This is a genomic window from Brevundimonas sanguinis (assembly GCF_029636725.1).
Classification (GTDB): domain Bacteria; phylum Pseudomonadota; class Alphaproteobacteria; order Caulobacterales; family Caulobacteraceae; genus Brevundimonas; species Brevundimonas sanguinis.
Genome location: NZ_CP116770.1, coordinates 2,560,311 through 2,580,536 on the forward strand (window position 1 = coordinate 2,560,311; position 20,226 = coordinate 2,580,536).

A 20,226-nucleotide genomic window follows, 5' to 3' on the forward strand; every position below is an offset into this window, starting at 1 on the left:
CTCTAGCTCCGCGTGGAGGAAATTCTCAGGGGCACGTCACTGGGCAAGACGCTTTGGAACATCGCCGACTCGCTGCGCGGGGCTATGAATGCGGACGACTTCCGCGATTACATGCTGTCGTTCCTGTTTTTGCGCTACCTCTCTGACAACTACGAGATGGCCGCGAAGAAGGAACTGGGCCGCGACTACCCTCATCAGGATATCGGGAATATCACTCATGCCGCTCGCAGCTCCGTCCGACGCGTGAGGTCGTAAAATCCGTCCAAGTCGTCGAAACGAAAGGCGTCCAACCGCACCCCGTTTTCCGGCGACAGCTTGAGGCTGGGATCGGCGCCGCCCTCGATCCAGGGCAGCAGGTAATAGTCGCGGATCTGCTCATTCCCGGCCTCCATCCGAACGGCGATGGTGATGTCCGGCCGAAGCCCCTGATCCAGGCGGATTTTCCATCGCAGCGCTCCCGCGGCGGTTTCGCAACAACGGGCGAGCACGATAGAGGCGGTGAACTCGGCATTCACGGTGATCAGGTCGGTGGCCTCGTCGCGCTCGGCCGTCCCTCCGGCCTTCGCAACCTCGGCGATTACTTGGGCCACGATATCCGGGTGGAGGCGACGCAACGCGCGATTGGTTTCAATGTAGCGGAAATCCTTCGCCGGCGCGTAGCCGATCAAGGCGTAAGCGCGCACCAGGCTGCCGAAGCGATGACGAAAGGTCGAACTCGACGCCATGTCCTCGACTTCGTCGATGACCAGCCCCGACAACCATCCCTTCTGCTCGAGGAGCGCCGACAGCTGACCGAGCAGTTCCTCGTCGGAAAACCGTCGACTGCGGTCCTGGATGATCCTCTGCGCCGCTTCAAAGAAGTCGGGCTCGACAATGCCGTCGAAAGCGCCGTCCTTGCGCACCCACATGTCGGGCGTATTCAAAACCCGTTTGGCCTTCAGCTTGAAGGAGCGTCGATTGTAGACGTTGTTGCCGATGTATTTTTCATTGGTCAGCACCTGGTGGACCGTCGATCGCGTCCACGGCCGCCCGAGGTCGGTCATCACGCCTTCAGCGTTGAGCAGGGCGGCAATCTCGCTTTCCGAACGCCGCTGAACGACGAACAGCCGATAGAGGCGGCGCACCACCTCCACCTCCGCCGGCGGTCCCGGCGTCAGGATCACGCGATCCGTTTGCAGGCTCTTCTGCTCGCCCCGCGCCAACTCCCCCTTAGGGCGACAGAGCTCATCGACCAGCTGGCGGCGCAATCCAAACCCCGCCGGTCCGCCCTGACGGAAGCCGAGGGTGATCAACCGGCACTGGCCGGCGAACACCTTGGTCGACAGCTCGCGGCTATACTCGCCGGCCATCGCGCGCTTCATGCTCTTGATGATGGTCGCGCTAAGACTGCCGTCGTTCTCGAACTGCTCGGCGCAATAGTGCACCGCGATGCCGGCCTCGCGGCAGATGAACTCGTAGTAGGCGCTCTCGTCGGCGTCCTGAAATCGACCCCACCGGCTGACGTCGTAGACGATGACGGCGTCGAAGTCGGCGACGCCGTTGCGCACGTCGGCGATCAAGCCTTGCAGCGCGGCACGTCCGTCCAGCTTCAGGCCGCTCTTCCCGGCATCGGCATAGGTTTTGACGATCTCGAATCCGCGTCGTGCGGCGTAGGCCGCAATCGCTTCCGACTGGTTCTCGGTGGAGTATTTTTGGTGCTCGGTCGACATGCGCACGTATTCAGCCGCACGCAACAGCGCCTCGCCTTCACCTCCGCCGTGGTTGCTCGATCGCTCCATCGCCCTACCGGTCGTTCGCCGCCTTGGCGGCACGATTGGACCGACACCGTAAGCGCCCTTCGGCGTGAAAGTCGTTTCAGAAATTGGACTGAAAAGTTCAGTCCAAAACAGGAAAAACTTTTCACACGGAAGAGGCGTAGGATGGAGAGCTTCCCGCAGCAGATCGCCGCGGCCATGCGGCGCGAGTGGGGGGCGACGCCCTCGGCACGGAAAGAGGTCGGACGGATCACGCGCGCCAGTGAACGCGCGGTGCGGAACTGGTTCGAGGGCCGAAACGGTCCGAGCGGAGAAAACCTCGTGTCCCTCATCCGCGCCTCGGACGCCGTGTTCGAAACCGTGCTGGCGCTCTCAGGACGAAGGTCCGTCTTGTCGCGCGTTCACGTGCCGGCGCTGCGAGAGCGTTTGAAGTCACTCCTCGATCTGATCGACGAAGCCCCTTCTCGATAGATACCGCCACTTCGGCGAATTTCTTTATCGGAGGAAGCAGTCCCATGGCGCGACCTATGGGCGCCCGACGCGCGCCTTCCAGGCGCAGTTCTTGTGGAGACAAGTTCGCATTGGACTGGCAGCACCGCCACCACCATCGCAATTTCCTTTATTTTCAGTCAGTTACCGTTCGATTTGGCTAACTTCCCTGCCGGGTTAGCCAAAGTTTGTTCGCGTTGCGTGCCGCCAATCATGGCGAAGGCGTCCTGCGCCAACAGCCGCTGATCCCGCGCCTTCGTATAGCGTTCCACCTCTTTCGACGTCTGGTGGCCGGTCACAGCCTTGATCTGCGCCTCGGTGCAGCCCGCGTCAGCCAGCCGCGTAGCCGCCGATTTCCTCAGGCCATGCGCCGACCGATCGGGAATGCCCGCCGCCCTACAGGCTCCACGAAACCAGTTGCCGAAACCGCCCGCCGTGAAGCCAACGTGCGACTGCGTCACCAGGAACAGCATCTGCCCCGTCGGGACGGTGTCGAGCGACGCCTTGAGCCTCGGATGAATCGGCAACTCCAGAAATGCCTTAGTCTTTTCCTGCCGCACAAGGATTGCGCCCGCTTGGACATGTTGGTGACCCATCTGTCGCACGTCACCCGACCGCTGAGCGGTGTAAAGTAAGAGGTCAAAGGCCAAGCGTTCGCGGGACCCCACAGACCAGTGAGCCTCAAATTTGTCAATCGGCGTCTAAAAGGGACCCCCTATCGGCGTGCAATAGGGACCCCCTTGTGGGGTTCGGGATGGCAGTGACGAGCGCACCGTTTGCGGGGCTTGGGGCGTAGGGAGGGCGAAGCCCGACCGGAGGCGCAAGCCCCGCTTGGCGTTCTTGTTGGCCGGGTCAGCGGCGGTGTTTGAAGCGCCAGCTGTCGTTGCCGGTCTCGACGATGTCGCAGTGGTGGGTGATGCGGTCGAGCAGCGCCGTCGTCATCTTTGGATCGCCGAACACGGTGGGCCATTCGCCGAAGGCGAGGTTGGTCGTGACGATGACCGAGGTACGCTCGTAGAGCTTGCTGATCAGGTGGAATAGCAACTGGCCGCCCGAGCGGGCGAACGGCAGGTAACCGAGTTCGTCGAGGACGACGACGTCGAGGCGGCAGAGCTGAGCGGCCAGTGCACCGGCCTTGCCCAAGCGAGCCTCCTCCTCGAGGCGGTTCACCAGGTCGACGGTGTTGAAGTAGCGGCCCCTAGCGCCGGTACGCACGACGTTGGCGATGATGGCGGTGGCCAAATGCGTCTTGCCCGTGCCCGTCCCGCCGACCAGGACGATGTTGCGCCGGTTCGCCAGGAAGGCGCCACTGTGCAGGGAGCGCACCAGCCCCTCGTTGATCGGCGTGTCGTCGAACACGAAGGCGTCGAGGTCCTTCACCGCCGGTAGCTTGGCCGCCGCCATCCTGTAGCGGATGGAGGCCGCGTGCCGGTGGGTTGTCTCAGCGCGGACCAAGTCGGCGAGAATCTCCATGGTCGTGCGCTTGCGCTGCAGTCCCGTGGTGACCGCCTCGTCGAAGGCGCCGGCCATCCCCTTCAGGCCCAGGCCGGTCAGCGCCGCCATCATCTCATGCCGCTGCATGCAGGCCTCGCAGGCTGTCGTAGCGGGTGCAGTCGGCCTGAGGCGGATGCCGCAGCGCCAGGTCTTCCGGCGTGACGATGCTCGGCGGCCGAGGCGGTTCGCGTCGGCGCGCCAGGATGTTGAGGATGACGTCGTCGCTGACGGTTCCGGCGGCCAGCGCCTCATGTGCGGCGGCCTCGACCGGCTCCAGACCATCCTCCAGCACGGCCGCCAGAACCCGCACGAACCGCCGGTCGGCCTCGTCGCCCGCGCCCAGCTTGCGCCTCAGGCGCGCCAGCGCGGGCGGCAGCTCCCAGTTCTGGAACGGCGCGCCATTGCGCAGCGCTCCGGGCTTGGTCGCCAGCACCGGCAGGTAGTGCCATGGATCATACAGGGTCCGGTCGCGACCGAAGAACCGGCGATGATCGGCGACGACCTCCCCATCGCAGCGCACGACGATCCGGTCGGCATAGGCTCGGACCTGCACCGTCCGCCGTCCCGCCTTGGCCATCACCGAGTAGCGGTTGCGATCGAAACTGATCAGGCAGGTCCCGGTCACCGCGTGCTCGCTCTCGTGGAAGCCGTCGAACAGCCCCAGCATCGGCTGCAACGCCGGACGCTCGGCGGCCAGCGCCTGAGCGACCGTCAGGTCCTTCTGCTCGGGATGCTGGCGCAGCTCGGCCCAGCGGCGGCACTCCACCTCCAGCCAGCCGTTCAACTCCTCCAGGCTGGCGAAGCGCAGCCGTGGCTGGAAGAACCGCCCACGCGCCGTCTGGACCTGATGCTCGACCTGACCCTTCTCCCAGCCGGCCGCCGGCGAACAGGCCGTCGGCTCGACCATGTAATGGCTCGCCATGACCAGGAAGCGCCGGTTGAACACCCGATCCTTGCCGGTGAACACCGTCGTCACCGCCGTCTTCATGTTGTCGTAGATGCCGCGCGTCGGCACGCCCCCGAAGAAGGCGAACGCCCGCGCATGCGCGTCAAACAGCATCTCCTGGGTCTCGCGCGGATAGGCCCGTACATAGATCGCGCGTGACGCGCACAGCCGCATGTGGGCCACCTTCACCCGCATCGGCTTGCCCGCGATCTCCACGTCCTCGTGGCTCCAGTCGAACTGGTAGGCCTCGCCTGGCCTGAACATCAGCGGGATGAACGACGGTGCATCCGCCACGCCCCGGCGTCGCTTCAGCCGCCACCCCGCCGCGTAGCGCCGGACCGCGTCGTACGACCCGTCGAACCCCTCGCGCACCAGCAGATCATGGACGCGCGTCATCCGCAGCTTCTCGCGCCGCGGCCGCGCCTCGTCCTCTTCCAGCAGTTCATCGAGCCTGACCTGGAACGGCGCCAGCCTCGGCAACGGCTGCACCGCCCGCCGATAGGCGAACTCCGCATCCGGCTCCCGGATCGCCTTGCGCACCACCTTGCGCGACAATCGAAGGTCACGCGCGATCGCCTTGATCGCCTTCCCGGACGCAAACTCGCGCCGGATCTTCAACACCGTCTCCAACACCAACATCCCGAACTCGCCGCCTGACATCCGCCAAGCCGCCACCGTTAGACCTCAGGAATGAGGGGTCCTTATTCGACGCCGATCACACCGCTAACGGGGTCCCTTTTCCACGCCGATCCACACCTGAGGATGTTTACGCTTACTTTGCGAACCGTCTCTACAGCAGTTTTGCCAAGAGAGTCGCGCTTTCAACGAAAGAAGCAGTGCTTCGAGACTTCGATGCAGCGGGGCTCCATAATCTGCGATCCCTTCGTGTCGCCCTCGGTGATTTCGACAGGATGGTCATCGCATTTGACGATGTTCTGCAAAATTCCGAGGAAGCCGCCGCGGAGCTGCTCCGTCAGACCGTCGTAATGTGGGCCTACCTACGCGCCGGAAATATAAAGCCCGCTGATTTTCAGGCCCCTGCCGACCTAGCCCTTGCGGCCTATCGCGCCAGCACCGGCGAAGAGCCTGACCGCCAGCTTGACAGGATCCTGGCTGCCCACCGGGACATCGAGTGGCTCGATCCGGTGATCCCGACAGCCGCTCTCGCGTCACTCGCGGCAACAGGGGAACTAGATGCCCCCGTACTCCGGGAGACGTTAACGAGACATCCTCTCGTTGTGGGTCCGACGTTGACCCCCGCTTGGCGCCGCCTGTGGCGGTGGCCGCAACTGTCGACCGTGGATTTTGCCGAGGTCGCAGCTCAGCTCTTGGGCGACCTCGATGCATTTCGCGTCCGTCACCCCGGCGAGATCCTGCATGTGGCCGGGACGGCGATAGATCTGAGCCTGCAAGGCTACCAACTTGGGGGGCGTCAGCCAGTTGACCTTTTGACCAGCTATATCGACGATCTGGCTGAACGCGAGCTTCTAGAGGCAACGTTCCGACTGCATGATGCGATCGATTTCTCTTCCCATGAGGGGTTAGGGTTCGCGGCCTCAGAGACGAGCGAGTTCGTCGAAATCCGTCAACATCTGCTCGGCCGGGTAGAGGCTGCTGTTGATCGTCGGACGGCCGCTGCCGCCGAGCAGGTATTACGACGCCTTGCCACCGGCGATTTCGGGCCATTGACCGGCTACGCACCCGAGGATGGGTGCTTTCGAGGGGTGCCGTTTCTTCACCATATCGATCCAGGAGAATTCGCTAGCATTCTGCTGGTCGATGGCGTCGTTACGCCTCAGTTGCCCACCATCTTGGTGGAACGTTACAGAAATCACTCTCATGATCCTCATCTTTTGAAGCCAGAGTTCGATTGGGTTCGTTCGCTGAAAGCCGAGCTAGATCGGCGAACAGCCATTCTTACCCCCCCGCATCGCGACTGGGCGGTGGGGATTTTCGCGAACACGTTCGGCAAGATACTAGCTCATTTGCCGCCGCGCACCTGAGTAGGATTCTGCTCAATAGGAGGCGGCGAACCGTCCAGTTCGTGAATATGCGTCATAATCACCGCATCCTTCGCGGCGAAAACGGCCCATTCACCGCAGGGGCAGGGATAATATCCCAGCGATATGCGGCAAATAACGGCCCAACTCGCCGCAGCGCCAAGCCTATGCCGCTAGCCTCCCCGCACCCGCACCCGCACCCGCACCCGCACCCGCACCCGCACCCGCACCCGCACCCCTGAGTGTGATGGAGACGCCCATCGCGGCAAGAGGCTTTCCGGCAAGGTCACGCAACCGATTAAAGCCTGTAGCACTGGTGCAGACGATGCTGCTGCTGTCAGCATCCCATCTAGCGGGGTCGAGGTAGCTGATCGTGGCGCCCTCCCCGGCGATCCCCATCACGCGCGCTCGAATGCCTAGATGCTCGAAAGGACCGATCCTCGCCGACGTTACTTCCTCGACGCGCGACCGCCGGGCCTCGGCCGGCGGAAATCTTCTAATGGGGTCATAAAGGTATTGTCGGACATCCATGTCCGGTTTTCGTGACGCCAATGTCCGGTTTTTCGGCGTTTGAACGGTCGCCGATGTCCGCTTTTCGACAGTTTGAGCGGCCGTTGATGTCCGGCCTTCCGATACCACAGCTCTTTCATCCGGCAGGGTAGCTCGACAGATATTGGTGCGACCGCGCCCCTTACGGACCTCGACTTGCAGGTATGAAGCCGCCTCGAGTTCGTCCAGCAGACGCCGCAACTGGCGCGCGCTGACACCCAGACCTGCCGCCATGCTCTCCTGGCCACGCCAGGCGCCGCCTTCGCTGGCGTTCAGGTCATGGAGAATGAAACCGGCGACGGCCTTGGCCGAGAGCGAAACCGTCGGGTCACTGACGATGCGCTGATGCCAGGCAAGCTTTTCAGCGACGAAATTCTCGAGGTCGAGAAGGCGGCTCATAGGCTGACCTCCGACGTTGCGATGGAAGAAGCAGCGCGGTAAGATGCCGTTGGCCTTGAGTGCTGAACCAAGCCCTTTTGAACCCCGCCGCGCGCTGCAACGCCGGCGGGGTTTTTCGTGTCCGATTTCCAATTCTGGCCGTTAGCCAAACGCGGAAAATCTCTTTGTATTTCAATGACCACCCCAGGGCGGGTTAGTCCGTCTAAGTTATTGAAAAAGAAGGCCCGTCGGGCTTCCTCTCTGTCCGCCACCACCCCGCTACTCATGACAAAGATCCGGCGGTCTCGCCCGAGGTGATCGACATCCGGCGCATGTCGCCGAGTTTTCGGCTAAGGGGCGAGCATGAGCTTTCCTCTTCTTCCCGAGCGGACCTGCGGCGGCTGTGTCGAGTGCTGCCGCGTGATACCGCTGGACCTGCCTGAGCTGGCCAAGCCGACGGGAGAGTTGTGCGGCTATTGCGTCGATGGGGCCGGATGTTCGGTGCACGCCATCCGGCCGCAGACGTGCCGCGTCTGGTTCTGCCTGTGGCGGGCGGTCGAGCTGTCGGACGACTGGCGGCCGGACCGCAGCGGCGTGATCGTGCGCCCCGACGGGGTCGAGGATGGGGTCATCACCCTCTATGTCCTGCGCCGCTCGGACTTTCTGGCGGAGATGGACTTCTTCGTCACTGTGGCGGGCTGGATCGCCGAGGGGATCGAAGTGGCCTTGAGCGTCCCCGGCCCGGTCGGGACCTATCCGGCGCGCGCCATCGTCACCGACTGGCTGCGCCCGGCGATCGAGGACGGCGATCCCGAAGACTTCCTGGCCCGCGTTCTGGCCTCGCTGGACCGGCTGGAGCAGCACGACTTCCAGCCGGACGGCATCACCGCGCGCTATGCAGTAGCCTGATCCTTCTCCCCTTGTGGGAGAAGGTGCTCAAGAAGCCGAAGACGTTAGCACCCTCAAATCCTTCTCCCCTTGTGGGGGAAGGTGGCCCGTCAGGGCCGGATGAGGGGGTCGGCGCGAGGTTTGATCAGAAGCCGCCCGCCCGTGTCCTCGCACCCCTCATCCGTCCGGCTTCGCCGTCCACCTTCTCCCACAAGGGGAGAAGGGGTGATGGATCAGCCCGCGATCTGGCCGAAGTCGGCGACGCGGTTCATGACCCCGCGCACCTGGCCCAGCAGCTTCAGGCGGTTTTCGCGCTCTTCGGCCACGTCGGAGTTGACCATGACGGCGGTGAAGAAGGCGTCGACCGGAGCGCGCAGGCGCGCCAGGGCCGTCATGGCGGCGGCGAAGTCCTCGGCCTCCAGCGCCGCGTCCACAGCCGAGGCGGCGGCGGCGGCGGCGAAGGCCAGGGCGGTCTCTTCCGCCGGCTGGTTCGGCAGGCCGGTGGCGACGGCGCCTTGCGGCAGCGGCCCCTTCTTCTCCTCGGCCTTGAGCAGCTGGGCGGCGCGCTTGTAGCCCGCCAGCAGGTTCGCCCCGTCGTCCGTCGCCAGGAAGGCGGCCAGCGCCTCCACACGACGCACGATCCGCACCAGATCGTCGTCAGCCTGCCCTTCACTGAGCTTCTTCGTTTCGACAATCGCATCGACAAGGTCGTAACGAGCGCCACCTTCCTTCAGCATCACCTTTAGTCGGTCTGCGAAGAAACTCTGCAACTCAATCGACGCGAAAGCTTGATGGTACAAACCCTGGGCCAACAGCTCCGCATGCCGGGACGCGACCTCGCTCAAATGAACTCGGGCCTCAGCAGCCAGCACCAGCCGGATCACGCCCAGCGCGGCGCGGCGCAGCGCATAGGGGTCCTTCGAGCCCGTGGGCTTTTCGTCGATGGCGAAGAAGCCGACCAGGGTGTCCAGCTTTTCGGCCATGGCGACGGCGACCGTGACCGGGGCGGTCGGGACGGTGTCGCCCGGTCCCTGCGGCTTGTAGTGGTCGCGAATGGCGTCGGCGACAGCGTCGGGCTGGCCGGCCAGACGGGCGTAGTAGCCGCCCATGATGCCCTGCAGTTCCGGGAACTCGCCCACCATGCCCGAGGCCAGGTCGGCCTTGGATAGGCGCGCGGCCTGTTCGGCCTGAGCCGGATCGGCGCCGACCAGCGGGGCGATCTCGCGCGCCAGGGCGGCGATGCGGTCCACCCGCGCGGCCAGCGTGCCCAGCTTGGCGTGGAAGGTGACGTCCTTCAGCTTGGCGTTCCAGGCGTCGAAGCCGACCTTCTGGTCCTCGGTCCAGAAGAACTCCGCGTCGCTGAGGCGGGCCGACAGCACCTTGGCGTTGCCGGCGGCCAGGGCCGCGCCGCCATCGGTCGCCTCGACGTTGGCGACGACGACGAAGTGGGGCGCCAGCCCCTCTTTGCCCGGTTGGCGCACGGCGAAATATTTCTGGTGCACCTTCATCGACAGCTGGACGACTTCCGGCGGCAGGGCCAGGAACTGCGGGTCCATGTTGCCCAGGATCGGCGTCGGCCATTCGGCCAGACCCGACACCTCGTCCAGCAGGCCGTCATCATCGACCAGAGCCAGCCCCCTGGCCGCGCAGACGGCCCTGGCGCCTTCGAGGATGCGCAGCTTGCGGTCGGCGGCGTCCAGCAGGACGAAGTTGCGCTCCAGCTTGGTGCGGTAGTCGGCGAAGTCCTTGACCGCGAACGGCTGGCCCGCGCCCATGAAGCGGTGGCCTTCAGTCACGTCGCCGCTCTGGATGCCATCGACCTCAAACGGAATCACCGCTCCGTCGAACAGGGCCAGAATGCGCTTGATCGGTCGCACCCAGCGCAGGGTTCCCGTGCCCCAGCGCATCGACTTGGGCCAGGGGAAGTGGCGGATGATGTCGTCGACGCTCTCGGCCACGACTTCGGTGGTCGCGCGGCCCTTGCTGCTGATTTCGGCGAACCAGACGCCGTCGCGTTCGACCAGCTGGTCCTGCGTCAGGCCGGTCTTGCGCAGGAAGCCTTCCAGCGCCTGCGCCGGGGCCGAGGTCTTGGGCCCCTTCAGCTCTTCATTGCGGTCCGGCGTGGCGGCGGGCAGGCCGTCGATGACCAGCGTCAGACGGCGCGGCCCAGCGTAGGTCGTCAGCGCGTCCCAGGTCAGACCCGCGGCCTTCAGCCGGTCGGAAGCCATGCGCTCCAGATCGCGCGCGGCGCCCTGCTGCATGCGGGCGGGAATTTCTTCGGAGAAGATTTCGAGGAGAAGCTGGGACATCAGGCGGTCGCCCGTTCGTGTTCGACTTGAGCGAGGGCGCAGGCTTTGCACAGGTCGCGGATGCGGCCAATGTAGCTCTGGCGTTCGGCGACGGCGATGGCGCCGCGGGCGTCCATCAGGTTGAACAGGTGCGAGGCTTTCAGCACCTGGTCATAGGCGGCCAGCACCAGCGGCTGCCCCTGCGGCCCCTTCATGGTCAGGAAGTGGGCGGCCTCGCGCTCCATGTCTTCGAAGCGGCGCTTCAGCGCGGCGACGTCATAGCCGTGGAAGTTGGCTTCCGACTGCTGGCGCTCGTTCTCGAGGAAGACTTCGCCATAGGTCAGGCCCTCCTTGTTGAACTTCAGGTCATAGACGTTGTCGACGCCCTGGACATACATGGCCAGACGCTCCAGCCCGTAGGTCAGCTCGCCCGAGACCACGTCGACCTCGATGCCGCCGACGCCCTGGAAATAGGTGAACTGCGTCACCTCCATGCCGTCGCACCAGACCTCCCAGCCCAGCCCCCAGGCGCCGACGGTGGGGTTCTCCCAGTCGTCCTCGACGAAGCGGATGTCGTGCAGGCTGGGGTCGATGCCGATGGCGCGCAGGGAGTTCAGATACAGCTCCTGCAGGTTGTCGGGGTTCGGCTTCAGGATGACCTGATACTGGTAATAGTGCTGCAGCCGGTTGGGGTTCTCGCCATAGCGGCCGTCGCCGGGGCGGCGCGACGGCTGGACATAGGCGGCCTTCCACGGCTTCTTACCCAGCGCCCGCAGCACGGTGGCGGGGTGCAGGGTGCCGGCGCCAACCTCGATGTCATAGGGCTGCAAAATGGCGCAGCCCTGCTCGCTCCAATAGTGGTGCAGGGTCAGGATCAGGTCCTGAAACGATAGAGGTTCAGCAGCGGCCACGGTCGACATTTCGGTCCGATTTCGGGAGGCGCGGACCATAGGGCCGCCACGCTTCGCCAGCAAGGCAAGCGGACCGAAACCTTCACCCTTCTGCAAGCGTGGATGCGCTAGAAGGCGGCCATGATGCAGCAACGGATCGATCAGATGCGCCGTCGGGCGGCGCGCTATATGGGCGTGCGGCCGGTGACGGTCGCGCCTGCGCGCGGGATTCTCAGCCTCAGCTTCGACGACTTCCCGGCCAGCGCCTGGACCGAGGCTGGGCCGATCCTGGCCGACCACGGGATTCAGGCGACCTATTACGTCGCGGGCGGCCTGTGCGGCGGCGAGAACATCGGCAAGGCCCAGTTCGAGGTCGAACACCTGCAGGCCGCGCATGAGGCCGGGCACGAGATCGGCTGCCACACCTTCGGCCACGTAAGCGCCCTGCGCCTGAGCCCCGCCGAACTGACGAACCAGCTGGCGCGCAACGCCGAGTGGGTCAGCGATCGGCTGGACGGCCACGTCATGACCACCTTCGCCTGGCCCTTCGGCGACGTGGCCTTGGGCGCCAAGGCGGTGATCGACGAGCGCTTCCTGCTGGGTCGCGGCGTGCGCGACGGGGTCAACGCCGGGCGCGCCGACCGGGCCAACCTTCAGGCCATCGGCCTGGAGTCGCGCCGCCTGCCCCACTACGACCTGGAGGCGCTGGTCGCGCACGCGGCTGAAGCGCCCGGCTGGCTGATCGCCTATGGGCACGATGTGGAGAGCGATCCCACCCCCTACGGCTGCACGCCCGAAGACCTGGACCGCCTGATCCGCCTGGCCAATGCGGCGGGGCTGGAGATCCTGCCGGTCGGCGAGGCGTGGGAGCGCATCAGCGGCGGCGCTCTCTGACTCCACCCAAAGAAAAACGCCGCCGCCCGTTGAGGGCGACGGCGTCTGTCCGTCAGGATCGCCGGGACCGAAGCCCCGGCGTCCGCACTGATCAGAACCGGAAGCTGACGCGGCCGGTCAGGCGGTGGTCCTTGTAGTCGTCGTTGAAGACGCCCGAGTAACCGACCTCGATATTGGTCGACTTGTTGGCCTCGATGTTGAAGCCCAGACCCGCCTGCAGCGCGCCCGAGTTCAGGTCGGCGCCCTCGACGCGGAACACCGGACCGTCCGCGAAGGCCGCGTTGAACACGGGGCCGTCGCCGCTCAGGTCTTCGGTCCAGGCCAGGTGCCCCACCGCCGACAGCGCCGGACGGCCGTTGCCGCCCGCCAGATAGGTCTCGGTGCGCAGACCGGCCGTCAGCAGGTCCGAGGTCTGAGAGACCTGGCCCGACAGGGCCGCATCGCCGCCGCGCTCGACCACGTCCGCATCATACTCGACACGGGTGTAGTTCAGGTACGGCTCCAGAACCGTCGAGCCCATGATCGGCTTGCGCCAGGACACCTCGCCATAGGCCTGCCAGGCCTCGCCGTCGTAGCGGCCGGTCAGTTGCTCGTTGAAGCGGTTCAGCGAGGCCGTCCGGTCGGTGCGGGTGCGCGAGTCCATCCAGGCGCCGCCCAGACGGAAGTCGAAGCCGCCCAGGCTGGCGGCGCCGTAGACGCCGATGTGCTGGGTCTTGACCTCGCCGGTCGAGCGCAGGCGGTTGGCGCGGATTTCCGACTGGCTTTCACCGACGGCGACGCCGATGTGCGAGCGGCCGTTCAGTGTCTTCTCGACCCCGGCCAGATAGCCCGAGGTTTCGCTGCGGAAGCCGGCCAGTTCGCCGTTGTCTTGACGCCCGCTGCCGAAGACGCCCGACGCCCAGACGGCCACGCCGCGCCCGTCGACCGCCTCGGTCGTCCCGTTGCGGCCGCGCGTCAGCATGGCGTCGCGGATGAAGCGCGAGTCGCCGGTGGCCACGCCGGCCAGGGTCGCGTGGACCTCGCCCGTCAGACTGTTCAGCGCGCCGCGCACATTGTCGAAGCTGCCGTCCAGGATGGCGTCTTCAAGGGCCGTGTTGCGGCCTGCGGGCGCGTCCGGGATGATCGACGCCGTCATGACGTCCAGGGCGCCGCCGACAGCCTTCGTGTTCGGCGTCGTCCCCACCGAGGCGATCGTCACATCGTTGCGGACCAGGGTCAGCTTCACGGTATTGGCGTCATAGGTGAGGATCGGCTTCAGGAAGGCCAGATCGCTCTTGGCGCCGGCGAAGGCGCCGGTCACGCCGCCCGCCGACTGCAAGATGTTCATGCGGGTGCGCAGGTTCCATTCGCCCTGGTCGGCCTTGAGGATGACTTCGCCGCCTTCCAGCGTGGTCGCGCCTTCCACGGCCACGCGCGAATGCTGTGCCCCGTTCACGCTGGAGCGGATCCACAGATAGGAGCCGTCCTTGAACAGCAGGTCGTTGGCGATGGTCAGCGTGCCGAACGGATTGGCGGTATCGCCGGGCGACAGGACGCCGCCCTTCTCGACCACCACATCGGCCAGACGACCCAGACCGCCCAGCATCCCCAGCTCGGCCACGGTAGAGGTCGAGTTGATCAGGCTGCCGTTGACCGTCAGCAGGCCGCCTTCGACCCGCGTGGCGCCGGTGTAGTCGTTATGGCCCGTCAGGATCAGCTCGCCGCCGCCCTTCTTGACGATGCCGCCGATATCGTCGGGGAAGGAGGCCAGAACCTCGGCGGAATAGCGGTCGCGCGCATCGCCGATGTCGTTGCTCCACACGTCCACCGTACCGACGCGGACATCGACGTCCCGAACGTCGCGCAGAGCCGTCGGCCCCTTGAGCGCGACATCCATCTGCGGCGCCCCCCAGCCCGACATCAGGTCGACGCCCGGCGCGTCTAGGTCCAGCGAGCTGGACAGCAGGATGTCGCTGATCAGGGCCGTGTCGTACTCAGGGAAGTGCTCCATCAGCAGGGCCGCGAAGCCCGAGATGTTCGGGGCCGCCATCGAGGTGCCGGTGTAGGCTGCATAGTCCGGCCCGGTGTAGTTGATCAGGCTCTCCAGCCGCTGCATCAGAAGGGCGTTGGCCTGGGTCAGAACGTCGGATGAGAAGGCCGGCGTCAGGATGGCCATGTTGTTGGTCGAGGTCAGCAGGCTGCCGAGCACGTCGGTGAAGCCGTCCGGATCGCCCATCCGGCCGCCCGAGATCAGGGTGATGGCGACCGCATCCTCGGCCACCTGGCGACGCGCGGCGGCTTCATCGAACGGCAGGCCCGCAGCCTCGGCGGCGAACTTGGCGTTCAGATAGGTGTTCAGCGTTCCCAGGAAACGGTTGACGGCGGCGTTCTGAAGCGCCGCAACCGTCGTCGGCGTATACAGCGACATGTAATCTGTCGGCCGATACATGGCGACAATGGCGTTGAAGTCGAAATCAAACCCCGGCACCGCCGAGATGATCTGATGACCCGGACCGGCCACGCACCAGGTCGCGGTCTGGCCGCAGAAGCTGGTCGAAGGGCTGGGGGTCAGGGCGCCGGTATAGTTGGCGACGGACAGCCAGTTTGCGCGCAGGCGCGGGTCGAACATCGGCGTCGCCGCATCGATGCCGGCGTGCGCGCCATAGCCGTTGCCCGCCGAGAAGACGACCAGGACGTCATTGTCGAGAACCGGCTTGTAGAAGTCGCCGTAGTTGCGGGCCAATGCCTGACGGACCAGCGCCTCGGGAGCGTCGAAGGGCAGGCTGTTGGACGAACCCCAGCTGTTGTTGATGATCCGCACCTCGCCCGTGGCGGCCAGATCAATGATGTTGGTCTGGGCGGTGCTGACGATGTCGCCGTTGATATAGACGTCGCGGAACCACAGGAAGTCGCCAGCGGCGAAGTTGGTCGTGGCCGAATAGATGTTGGCGCCGAAGGCGTTGCCGAACATCAGCTCGCCTTCCATGCGGCCGCCGCCGATGGTGCCCGCCACGTGGGTGCCGTGACCTTCCCAGCCGCGCCGCGGATTGATGCGGCCGTTGTTGCCGTAGTCGTCGGAGACGACGGTGTTCAGGCCCTTGATCTTGCCCGCCCCGCCGAACAGCGGGTGGTCCATGTAGACGCCTGCGTCATTGACGCCGACGGTCAGGCCCTTGCCGGTCAGGCCCAGGACATAGGCGTGCTCCAGGCCCAGATAAGCCTTGGAATAGTCGATCGAGAACTGCGCGTCTTCGCGCCAGGAGGCCAGCGCCGCCTGATAATCGGCGGTGCGCGAGCCGTCCGCCATATAGAAGCCGCCCGCCGGCGGCGCGACCGGCGCCTGGGCGGAGGCGTCGCTGGCCCAGACAAGGGCCGATCCGGCGACTGCAACAAGAAGGCCGGCCTTGAACGCGTTAATCATGGTTCCCCGCAATGATGACTGCACAAAAAGGCGCGTCCGTCCCGATAGTCCCCTGACCGTCGATTCCCCGGCGCTCCCTCCACCTGCATTTGAGCCGGAAAGTTCCGACTACTGTCAATCACGGAACGGAGATTCTTCTTCACAACTATGATTCTACGATACGGCAACGCTTCGACGGCTCGAAATTGGAATTTTTCTCCAAACCCCGCTTTTCCGAGCGCCGCCGGGAAGGGAGCACGGGATTTCGCCGCAAGGCCCAGCCGAGAAATCCGGACACGGCGCGCCAAGATGTCGCACCTATAGGTTGAAGGTTTTCAGCCGCCCTGCCCTCAGATGAGGCCTTGCTGCGTCGCCCAGCGGATCAGCGGCCGGCGCGGCCAGCATAGCAGCCAGGAGCAGGCGCGGTATTCGCCCTTTTCGATCATCGCCCGGCGCGTCGGGGATGAGGCCGACGCGCGCTCGTCGTGGATTTCGCCGCCGCCCTGATGGATCATGAAGGCGCCGTTGTTCACGGGCGTTGTCCGCAGATAGGTCAGGCGCGGGCTGATGGTCTCCAGCGGCGGATCGAAGAACCAGCTGGAGCCGATGACGCCCGCCAGTTCCGGCCGCGTCTGCAACAGGGCGGCGGCGGCGGCCCAGTTGCGCTCCCAACCCGCCTCGTTGAAGTCCGACAGGTCGCGCGCCTCGGTGTGGGTCTCCAGCCAGGGCCGCCAGCCTGCCGCCTGCAGCCAAGCGATCAACGGACCAGGACCGCGCCCGCCCAGCATATGCCGCACCACCAGGCCAGGTCCCACCGGCGAGGACAGGTCCAGCATCTGCGTCTTGCTGCCCGGCACGCTGAGGGCCAGGGCCACCCGCACGTCCTTGGCCCAGAAGTCGGGATCATACGGGTCCGCCCCGCTGTCGAGATAGGTCGCCAGACGGTCGATATAGGTCGGATAGCCGGCCAGAACCGCCTGCGGCAGGCGCTCGGCGGCGATGCGGCCGGGCAGCTCCAGCGCCCAGGCGGCGATCAGGCCGCGTCTCTGGTCGTCGTTCGCGCCCTCCCCCAGCAGGCCGTCCACGGTGCGTGCGGCCAGTTCGAAGTCCCAGTGAGGCGCGACCTCGGCGGCGGCGCGGGCCGCAGCGTCCTTGATCTCTGCGACGCGAGCGCGGTCGGCGGGCGACAGGCGCGACAGGGCGCGTTCGAAGGCGGCGGTCTGTTCGGGCGTCAGCTGGGTCATGGCCGCCAGCTTGACCGCAGGGGCTGTAAATCCGGTTAAATTACCGAACGCGGCTCCATATCCGGAGCGCCCAGCACCACCGGACGCGACCACCAGCCCGGCCGATCAAGCGCCAAGGCCGCCTCGATCGCCGCCGCACGATCATCGAACAGGCCGAAGACCGTGGCGCCCGAGCCGGACATCCGCGTCAGGCGACAGCCCGGCGCAGCGCGCATGGCGGCCAGCGCCTGTTCGATCCCCGGCGTGACCGACAGGGCGGGCGCCTCAAGATCGTTCCTCTGAGCCGACAGCCAGTCGATGACCGAGGCGACCGACCAGTCGGCAGGCGGCGCAGGGCGATCCGCGCCGGCGGCGGGCGCGGCGTCATAGGCGCGATAGACGGCGCCCGTCGGCGACGGCAGGCCTGGGTTCAGCAAAACGCCGTGCAGGGCCGGCAGGCGCGGCTCGTCTTCCAGCGCCTCTCCAATTCCGCAGGCCCAGGCCGGGCGGGCGCGCAGGCACATGGGGCCGTCCGCCCCGGCGGAAAGGGCGAGGCGTTCCAGTTCGTCTTCCGGCAGATCGAGGCCCAGCAGGCGCGCCGTCAACCGCAGCGCCGCCCCGGCATCCGCAGATCCGCCGCCCAGTCCGGCGGCGATGGGCAGGCGCTTGTCCAGCGTGACCGCCACGGGCGGCGCGCCGATTCCCGCCGCCTCCCCTAGGGCGAACAACGCCTTGATGATCAGGTTGTCGCCCTGCCCGTCCAACCCGGCCGCGAAGGGCCCTTCGACCGCAAGCGACAGGGCGTCGGCGCGGCGCACGGTCACTCGGTCGCCGACATCGGCGAAGGCGGCCAGGCTGACCAGCGGATGATAGCCGTCGGCCTGCACCGCTGCGACGTGCAGCAACAGGTTGATCTTGGCGGGCGCCAGTCCGCTCAGGGCGTCACGGGTCTGCATGGCGTCAGTCGGACGCGCCGCCCGCAGAGCCGATCCCCTTGTCCCCGGTCGGGTCCTGGCCCAGGCGGTCTCGCAGCTTGGCCTCGACCTCGGCGCGGCGCTTGTCGTCGACCGCCAGCGTCAGCACGCGGTTCCACTGGAAGCCCGCCTCGCGTTGGCGGCCCACCGCCCAATAGGCGTCGCCCAGGTGGTCGTTGATCTCGGCGTTGGCCGGCTCCTTGTCGACAGCGCCCTCCAGATTGACCACCGCCGCCTCATACTGCCCCTGACGGAACTGGGCCCAGCCGAGCGAGTCCTGGATATTGCCGTCCTTGGGATCAGCGGCGTGGGCGCGGGCGATCATGGCGGCGCCCTCCTCGACCCGCGAGCCCGTATCGACCCACAGATATCCGAGGTAGTTCAGCAGGGTCGGATTGTCAGGCTGCATCTGCAGGGCGGCCCACAGCTCGGCCTCCGCCTCGGTGTCCCGGTCCAGCGATTCATAGGCGGCGCCGCGCAGGAAATGGACCTCGAAGCCCTGATCCGCCGTGTTCAGCAGCGGGCCGTTCAACAGCTCCAGCGCCTCTTCGTGCCGCTCCATCTGCAGCAACTGACTGGCCAGCATATAGGCCACCGCCGCCTCGTCCGGCCGCACGGAGGCCGCGCGCCGCAGTTCAACCAGGGCCTCGTCGTTGCGATCGACCTTGGCCAGGCTGATGGCCATCTGCACCCGGGCGGCGGCGTAGGTCGCCGGCGACGCCTCGCTGACCTCGGCCAGGGCGGCGCGGCCCGCCGGCTCGATGCCGCCCTGGATCAGGGTCTGGCCGATCAGCAGCTGGGTGTTGTCGCTGGGCGCCAGGTTCTGTGCCAGACGCAGATAGACGGCGCCGAACTCATAGGCGCGCTGGGCGACCATCTGGTCGGCGGCGGTGCGCAGCGCCTGGGCCGCGCCCTCACGGTAGTTCACCAAGGCCGGCGGCCGGGCCTTGGACAAGACGCGTTCGCGGCCCTCCATGACCCGGCGGTCGGCGGTGCGGGCGGTGACGGCGGCGTCATACTGAGCCAGGGCCTCGTCGCGACGGCCGCGCCGCTCCAGAAACTCGCCATAGGGCAGACGGAACAGGGCGCCGGCCAGGGCGTGGCTGGTCAGGTCGCGCCATTCGGCGTCGGCCTCGGCGTAGCGGCGGCGCTGCTCCAGCAGGCGCGCGCGATTGCCCCGCGCCACCAGATTGCTGACTGGGTCGAAATCAGCCGGCGGCATGGCCAGGGCGCGGTCCCAGTCCCCCGCCGCCGCGGCGATCCAGGCCTGGACATAGAAGCCGGCGCGGTCGTGCGGCTCGCCCACCGGGGCGGCGATCAACAGGGCGTTGGCCCGGCGCGCGTCGCCCCCGGCATAGGCCTGCACCGCCTGCACCAGTCGCCCCGCCTGAACGATGACCGGCGAGACGTCGGGATCGGTCGGGGCGATGCGCCCCGCCTCGTTCAGGTCGCCCGCCAGAAGGGCGGCGGTGAAGGCCTGCTCGCGCACGCGCGGCTGCTCGGGCGTCAGGGCGTAGACGCGGGCCAAGTAATCGGCGCCGGTCGCGCTTTCGCCGCTGGTCAGGGCGTTGCGACCGGCCAGGTAAAGGCCGAAGGCGCTGGTTCGATGGGCGTCCAGCGGGATCGGCGACCATTCGGCGGGAATGGGCGTGACCTTAGGTTCTTCGGGCGTTTGCGGTTCATCGGCGATGATGATGTGCGGAACCGGGTCGCCGTTGGGCTCGGAGTGCGTCTCTACATCCTGGGAGGGGGCGTCCTGCGACGCGGCGTCGGGTGCGGGTTCGGGCGCCGCCTCCTGCGCTAGGGCGGGCGCGGCCAGCGACAGCGCAAGGGCGGAGGCCGCCAGAAACAGGACAGGGCGAGAAGAGACGAAACGCATGGCCGGACCCTTCACGCTTTCCCCTGCGCCCGCAAGAGTCTGAAAGCGCAAATCCCTCTCCTGTTGGGAGAGGGCTTGAGCCTCCAAGAGCCGAAGGCGATTGGAACAGGCGAAAGGGTGAGGGGTCGCGGGCCAAGTCGGCCGAAGGCCATGGCGTAACGGCTAATGCCGCTGAAACCTTAGCCCCTCACCCTTTCGCGC

At 66.4% G+C, this 20,226-nt stretch carries 16 protein-coding genes; 5 read left to right on the top strand and 11 right to left on the bottom strand.

Annotated features, from left to right (window positions below):
* Positions 1-84 precede the first annotated feature (84 nt).
* Positions 85-255 carry a type I restriction-modification system subunit M N-terminal domain-containing protein gene (locus tag PIB44_RS15195; RefSeq protein WP_376787745.1) on the top strand — a complete coding sequence of 57 codons (171 nt, stop codon included), beginning with the start codon at positions 85-87 and terminating at the stop codon, positions 253-255.
* Here the strand turns inward: PIB44_RS15195 and PIB44_RS12610 are convergent.
* Entirely contained in the window at positions 216-1,778 is a 1,563-nt protein-coding gene (locus tag PIB44_RS12610) for a recombinase family protein (RefSeq protein ID WP_278069640.1), read from the bottom strand. The two genes, PIB44_RS15195 and PIB44_RS12610, sit on opposite strands and share 40 nt — an antisense overlap.
* A gap of 141 nt (positions 1,779-1,919) precedes the next feature.
* Between PIB44_RS12610 and PIB44_RS12615 the strand changes: the two genes are divergently transcribed.
* The gene (locus PIB44_RS12615; RefSeq protein WP_278069641.1) at positions 1,920-2,225 is read left to right on the top strand and encodes a hypothetical protein; all 306 of its coding nucleotides are present in this window, start codon (positions 1,920-1,922) and stop codon (positions 2,223-2,225) included.
* A 158-nt stretch (positions 2,226-2,383) separates the two neighbouring features.
* On the opposite strand, the gene PIB44_RS12620 is transcribed toward PIB44_RS12615, so the two are convergent.
* The 3 genes from PIB44_RS12620 to istA form a co-directional block, all read right to left on the bottom strand.
* Positions 2,384-2,911, bottom strand: coding sequence for a tyrosine-type recombinase/integrase (locus PIB44_RS12620; protein WP_318035473.1), 528 nt, complete (start codon positions 2,909-2,911; stop codon positions 2,384-2,386).
* Positions 2,912-3,095: 184 nt separating this feature from the next.
* The gene (istB, locus tag PIB44_RS12625) at positions 3,096-3,824 is read right to left on the bottom strand and encodes an IS21-like element helper ATPase IstB (RefSeq protein ID WP_278069447.1); all 729 of its coding nucleotides are present in this window, start codon (positions 3,822-3,824) and stop codon (positions 3,096-3,098) included.
* On the bottom strand, positions 3,811-5,322 hold the full coding sequence (gene istA, locus PIB44_RS12630) for an IS21 family transposase (protein WP_278070986.1): 1,512 nt from the start codon (positions 5,320-5,322) through the stop codon (positions 3,811-3,813). Before istA ends, istB begins: the two co-directional genes overlap by 14 nt.
* A gap of 272 nt (positions 5,323-5,594) precedes the next feature.
* On the opposite strand from istA, the gene PIB44_RS12635 reads away from it, so the two are divergent.
* Positions 5,595-6,686 carry a hypothetical protein gene (locus PIB44_RS12635; RefSeq protein ID WP_278069642.1) on the top strand — a complete coding sequence of 364 codons (1,092 nt, stop codon included), beginning with the start codon at positions 5,595-5,597 and terminating at the stop codon, positions 6,684-6,686.
* A 162-nt stretch (positions 6,687-6,848) separates the two neighbouring features.
* On the opposite strand, the gene PIB44_RS12640 is transcribed toward PIB44_RS12635, so the two are convergent.
* On the bottom strand, positions 6,849-7,631 hold the full coding sequence (locus PIB44_RS12640; RefSeq protein WP_278069643.1) for a helix-turn-helix domain-containing protein: 783 nt from the start codon (positions 7,629-7,631) through the stop codon (positions 6,849-6,851).
* Positions 7,632-7,973: 342 nt separating this feature from the next.
* Between PIB44_RS12640 and PIB44_RS12645 the strand changes: the two genes are divergently transcribed.
* Positions 7,974-8,519: a hypothetical protein gene (locus tag PIB44_RS12645; protein WP_278069644.1), complete on the top strand. Its 546-nt coding sequence runs from the start codon at positions 7,974-7,976 to the stop codon at positions 8,517-8,519.
* A 212-nt stretch (positions 8,520-8,731) separates the two neighbouring features.
* Here PIB44_RS12645 and glyS read toward each other — a convergent pair whose 3' ends face one another.
* Both glyS and PIB44_RS12655 read right to left on the bottom strand, forming a co-directional pair.
* Complete coding sequence (gene glyS, locus PIB44_RS12650) at positions 8,732-10,807, bottom strand: glycine--tRNA ligase subunit beta (RefSeq protein ID WP_278069645.1); 2,076 nt, start codon at positions 10,805-10,807, stop codon at positions 8,732-8,734.
* On the bottom strand, positions 10,807-11,706 hold the full coding sequence (locus PIB44_RS12655) for a glycine--tRNA ligase subunit alpha (RefSeq protein WP_003165881.1): 900 nt from the start codon (positions 11,704-11,706) through the stop codon (positions 10,807-10,809). The genes glyS and PIB44_RS12655 overlap by 1 nt, the downstream gene beginning before the upstream one ends.
* Positions 11,707-11,817: 111 nt before the next feature.
* Here PIB44_RS12655 and PIB44_RS12660 point away from each other — a divergent pair, with 111 nt between their 5' ends.
* Positions 11,818-12,570 (top strand): polysaccharide deacetylase family protein, encoded by a 753-nt coding sequence (locus tag PIB44_RS12660; RefSeq protein ID WP_278069646.1) that lies wholly within the window; start codon positions 11,818-11,820, stop codon positions 12,568-12,570.
* A 91-nt stretch (positions 12,571-12,661) separates the two neighbouring features.
* Here PIB44_RS12660 and PIB44_RS12665 read toward each other — a convergent pair whose 3' ends face one another.
* The 4 genes from PIB44_RS12665 to PIB44_RS12680 all read right to left on the bottom strand — a co-directional run bounded on the left by PIB44_RS12665 (position 12,662) and on the right by PIB44_RS12680 (position 20,025).
* Positions 12,662-15,970, bottom strand: a complete 3,309-nt coding sequence (locus PIB44_RS12665) for an autotransporter domain-containing protein (protein ID WP_278069647.1) — start codon at positions 15,968-15,970, stop codon at positions 12,662-12,664.
* A gap of 329 nt (positions 15,971-16,299) precedes the next feature.
* A complete protein-coding gene (locus PIB44_RS12670; RefSeq protein ID WP_278069648.1) occupies positions 16,300-17,193 on the bottom strand; it encodes a hypothetical protein in 894 nt (297 codons plus the stop codon).
* Positions 17,194-17,228: 35 nt separating this feature from the next.
* The gene (locus PIB44_RS12675; protein WP_278069649.1) at positions 17,229-18,128 is read right to left on the bottom strand and encodes a 4-(cytidine 5'-diphospho)-2-C-methyl-D-erythritol kinase; all 900 of its coding nucleotides are present in this window, start codon (positions 18,126-18,128) and stop codon (positions 17,229-17,231) included.
* A 4-nt stretch (positions 18,129-18,132) separates the two neighbouring features.
* Positions 18,133-20,025, bottom strand: coding sequence for a tetratricopeptide repeat protein (locus PIB44_RS12680; RefSeq protein WP_278069650.1), 1,893 nt, complete (start codon positions 20,023-20,025; stop codon positions 18,133-18,135).
* Between the last annotated feature and the right edge of the window lie 201 nt (positions 20,026-20,226).

Excerpts from the sequence above, each read along its gene's own strand:
- glyS (WP_278069645.1), bottom strand. The coding sequence starts at position 10,807 with ATGTCCCAGCTTCTCCTCGAAATCTTCTCCGAAGAAATTCCCGCCCGC.
- PIB44_RS12660 (WP_278069646.1), top strand. The coding sequence starts at position 11,818 with ATGATGCAGCAACGGATCGATCAGATGCGCCGTCGGGCGGCGCGCTAT.
- PIB44_RS12635 (WP_278069642.1), top strand. The coding sequence starts at position 5,595 with ATGGTCATCGCATTTGACGATGTTCTGCAAAATTCCGAGGAAGCCGCC.
- PIB44_RS12640 (WP_278069643.1), bottom strand. The coding sequence starts at position 7,631 with ATGAGCCGCCTTCTCGACCTCGAGAATTTCGTCGCTGAAAAGCTTGCC.
- PIB44_RS12680 (WP_278069650.1), bottom strand. The coding sequence starts at position 20,025 with ATGCGTTTCGTCTCTTCTCGCCCTGTCCTGTTTCTGGCGGCCTCCGCC.
- PIB44_RS12665 (WP_278069647.1), bottom strand. The coding sequence starts at position 15,970 with ATGATTAACGCGTTCAAGGCCGGCCTTCTTGTTGCAGTCGCCGGATCG.
- PIB44_RS12645 (WP_278069644.1), top strand. The coding sequence starts at position 7,974 with ATGAGCTTTCCTCTTCTTCCCGAGCGGACCTGCGGCGGCTGTGTCGAG.
- PIB44_RS12670 (WP_278069648.1), bottom strand. The coding sequence starts at position 17,193 with ATGACCCAGCTGACGCCCGAACAGACCGCCGCCTTCGAACGCGCCCTG.
- PIB44_RS12655 (WP_003165881.1), bottom strand. The coding sequence starts at position 11,706 with ATGTCGACCGTGGCCGCTGCTGAACCTCTATCGTTTCAGGACCTGATC.
- PIB44_RS15195 (WP_376787745.1), top strand. The coding sequence starts at position 85 with ATGAATGCGGACGACTTCCGCGATTACATGCTGTCGTTCCTGTTTTTG.
- PIB44_RS12610 (WP_278069640.1), bottom strand. The coding sequence starts at position 1,778 with ATGGAGCGATCGAGCAACCACGGCGGAGGTGAAGGCGAGGCGCTGTTG.
- PIB44_RS12675 (WP_278069649.1), bottom strand. The coding sequence starts at position 18,128 with ATGCAGACCCGTGACGCCCTGAGCGGACTGGCGCCCGCCAAGATCAAC.
- istB (WP_278069447.1), bottom strand. The coding sequence starts at position 3,824 with ATGCAGCGGCATGAGATGATGGCGGCGCTGACCGGCCTGGGCCTGAAG.
- istA (WP_278070986.1), bottom strand. The coding sequence starts at position 5,322 with ATGTTGGTGTTGGAGACGGTGTTGAAGATCCGGCGCGAGTTTGCGTCC.
- PIB44_RS12615 (WP_278069641.1), top strand. The coding sequence starts at position 1,920 with ATGGAGAGCTTCCCGCAGCAGATCGCCGCGGCCATGCGGCGCGAGTGG.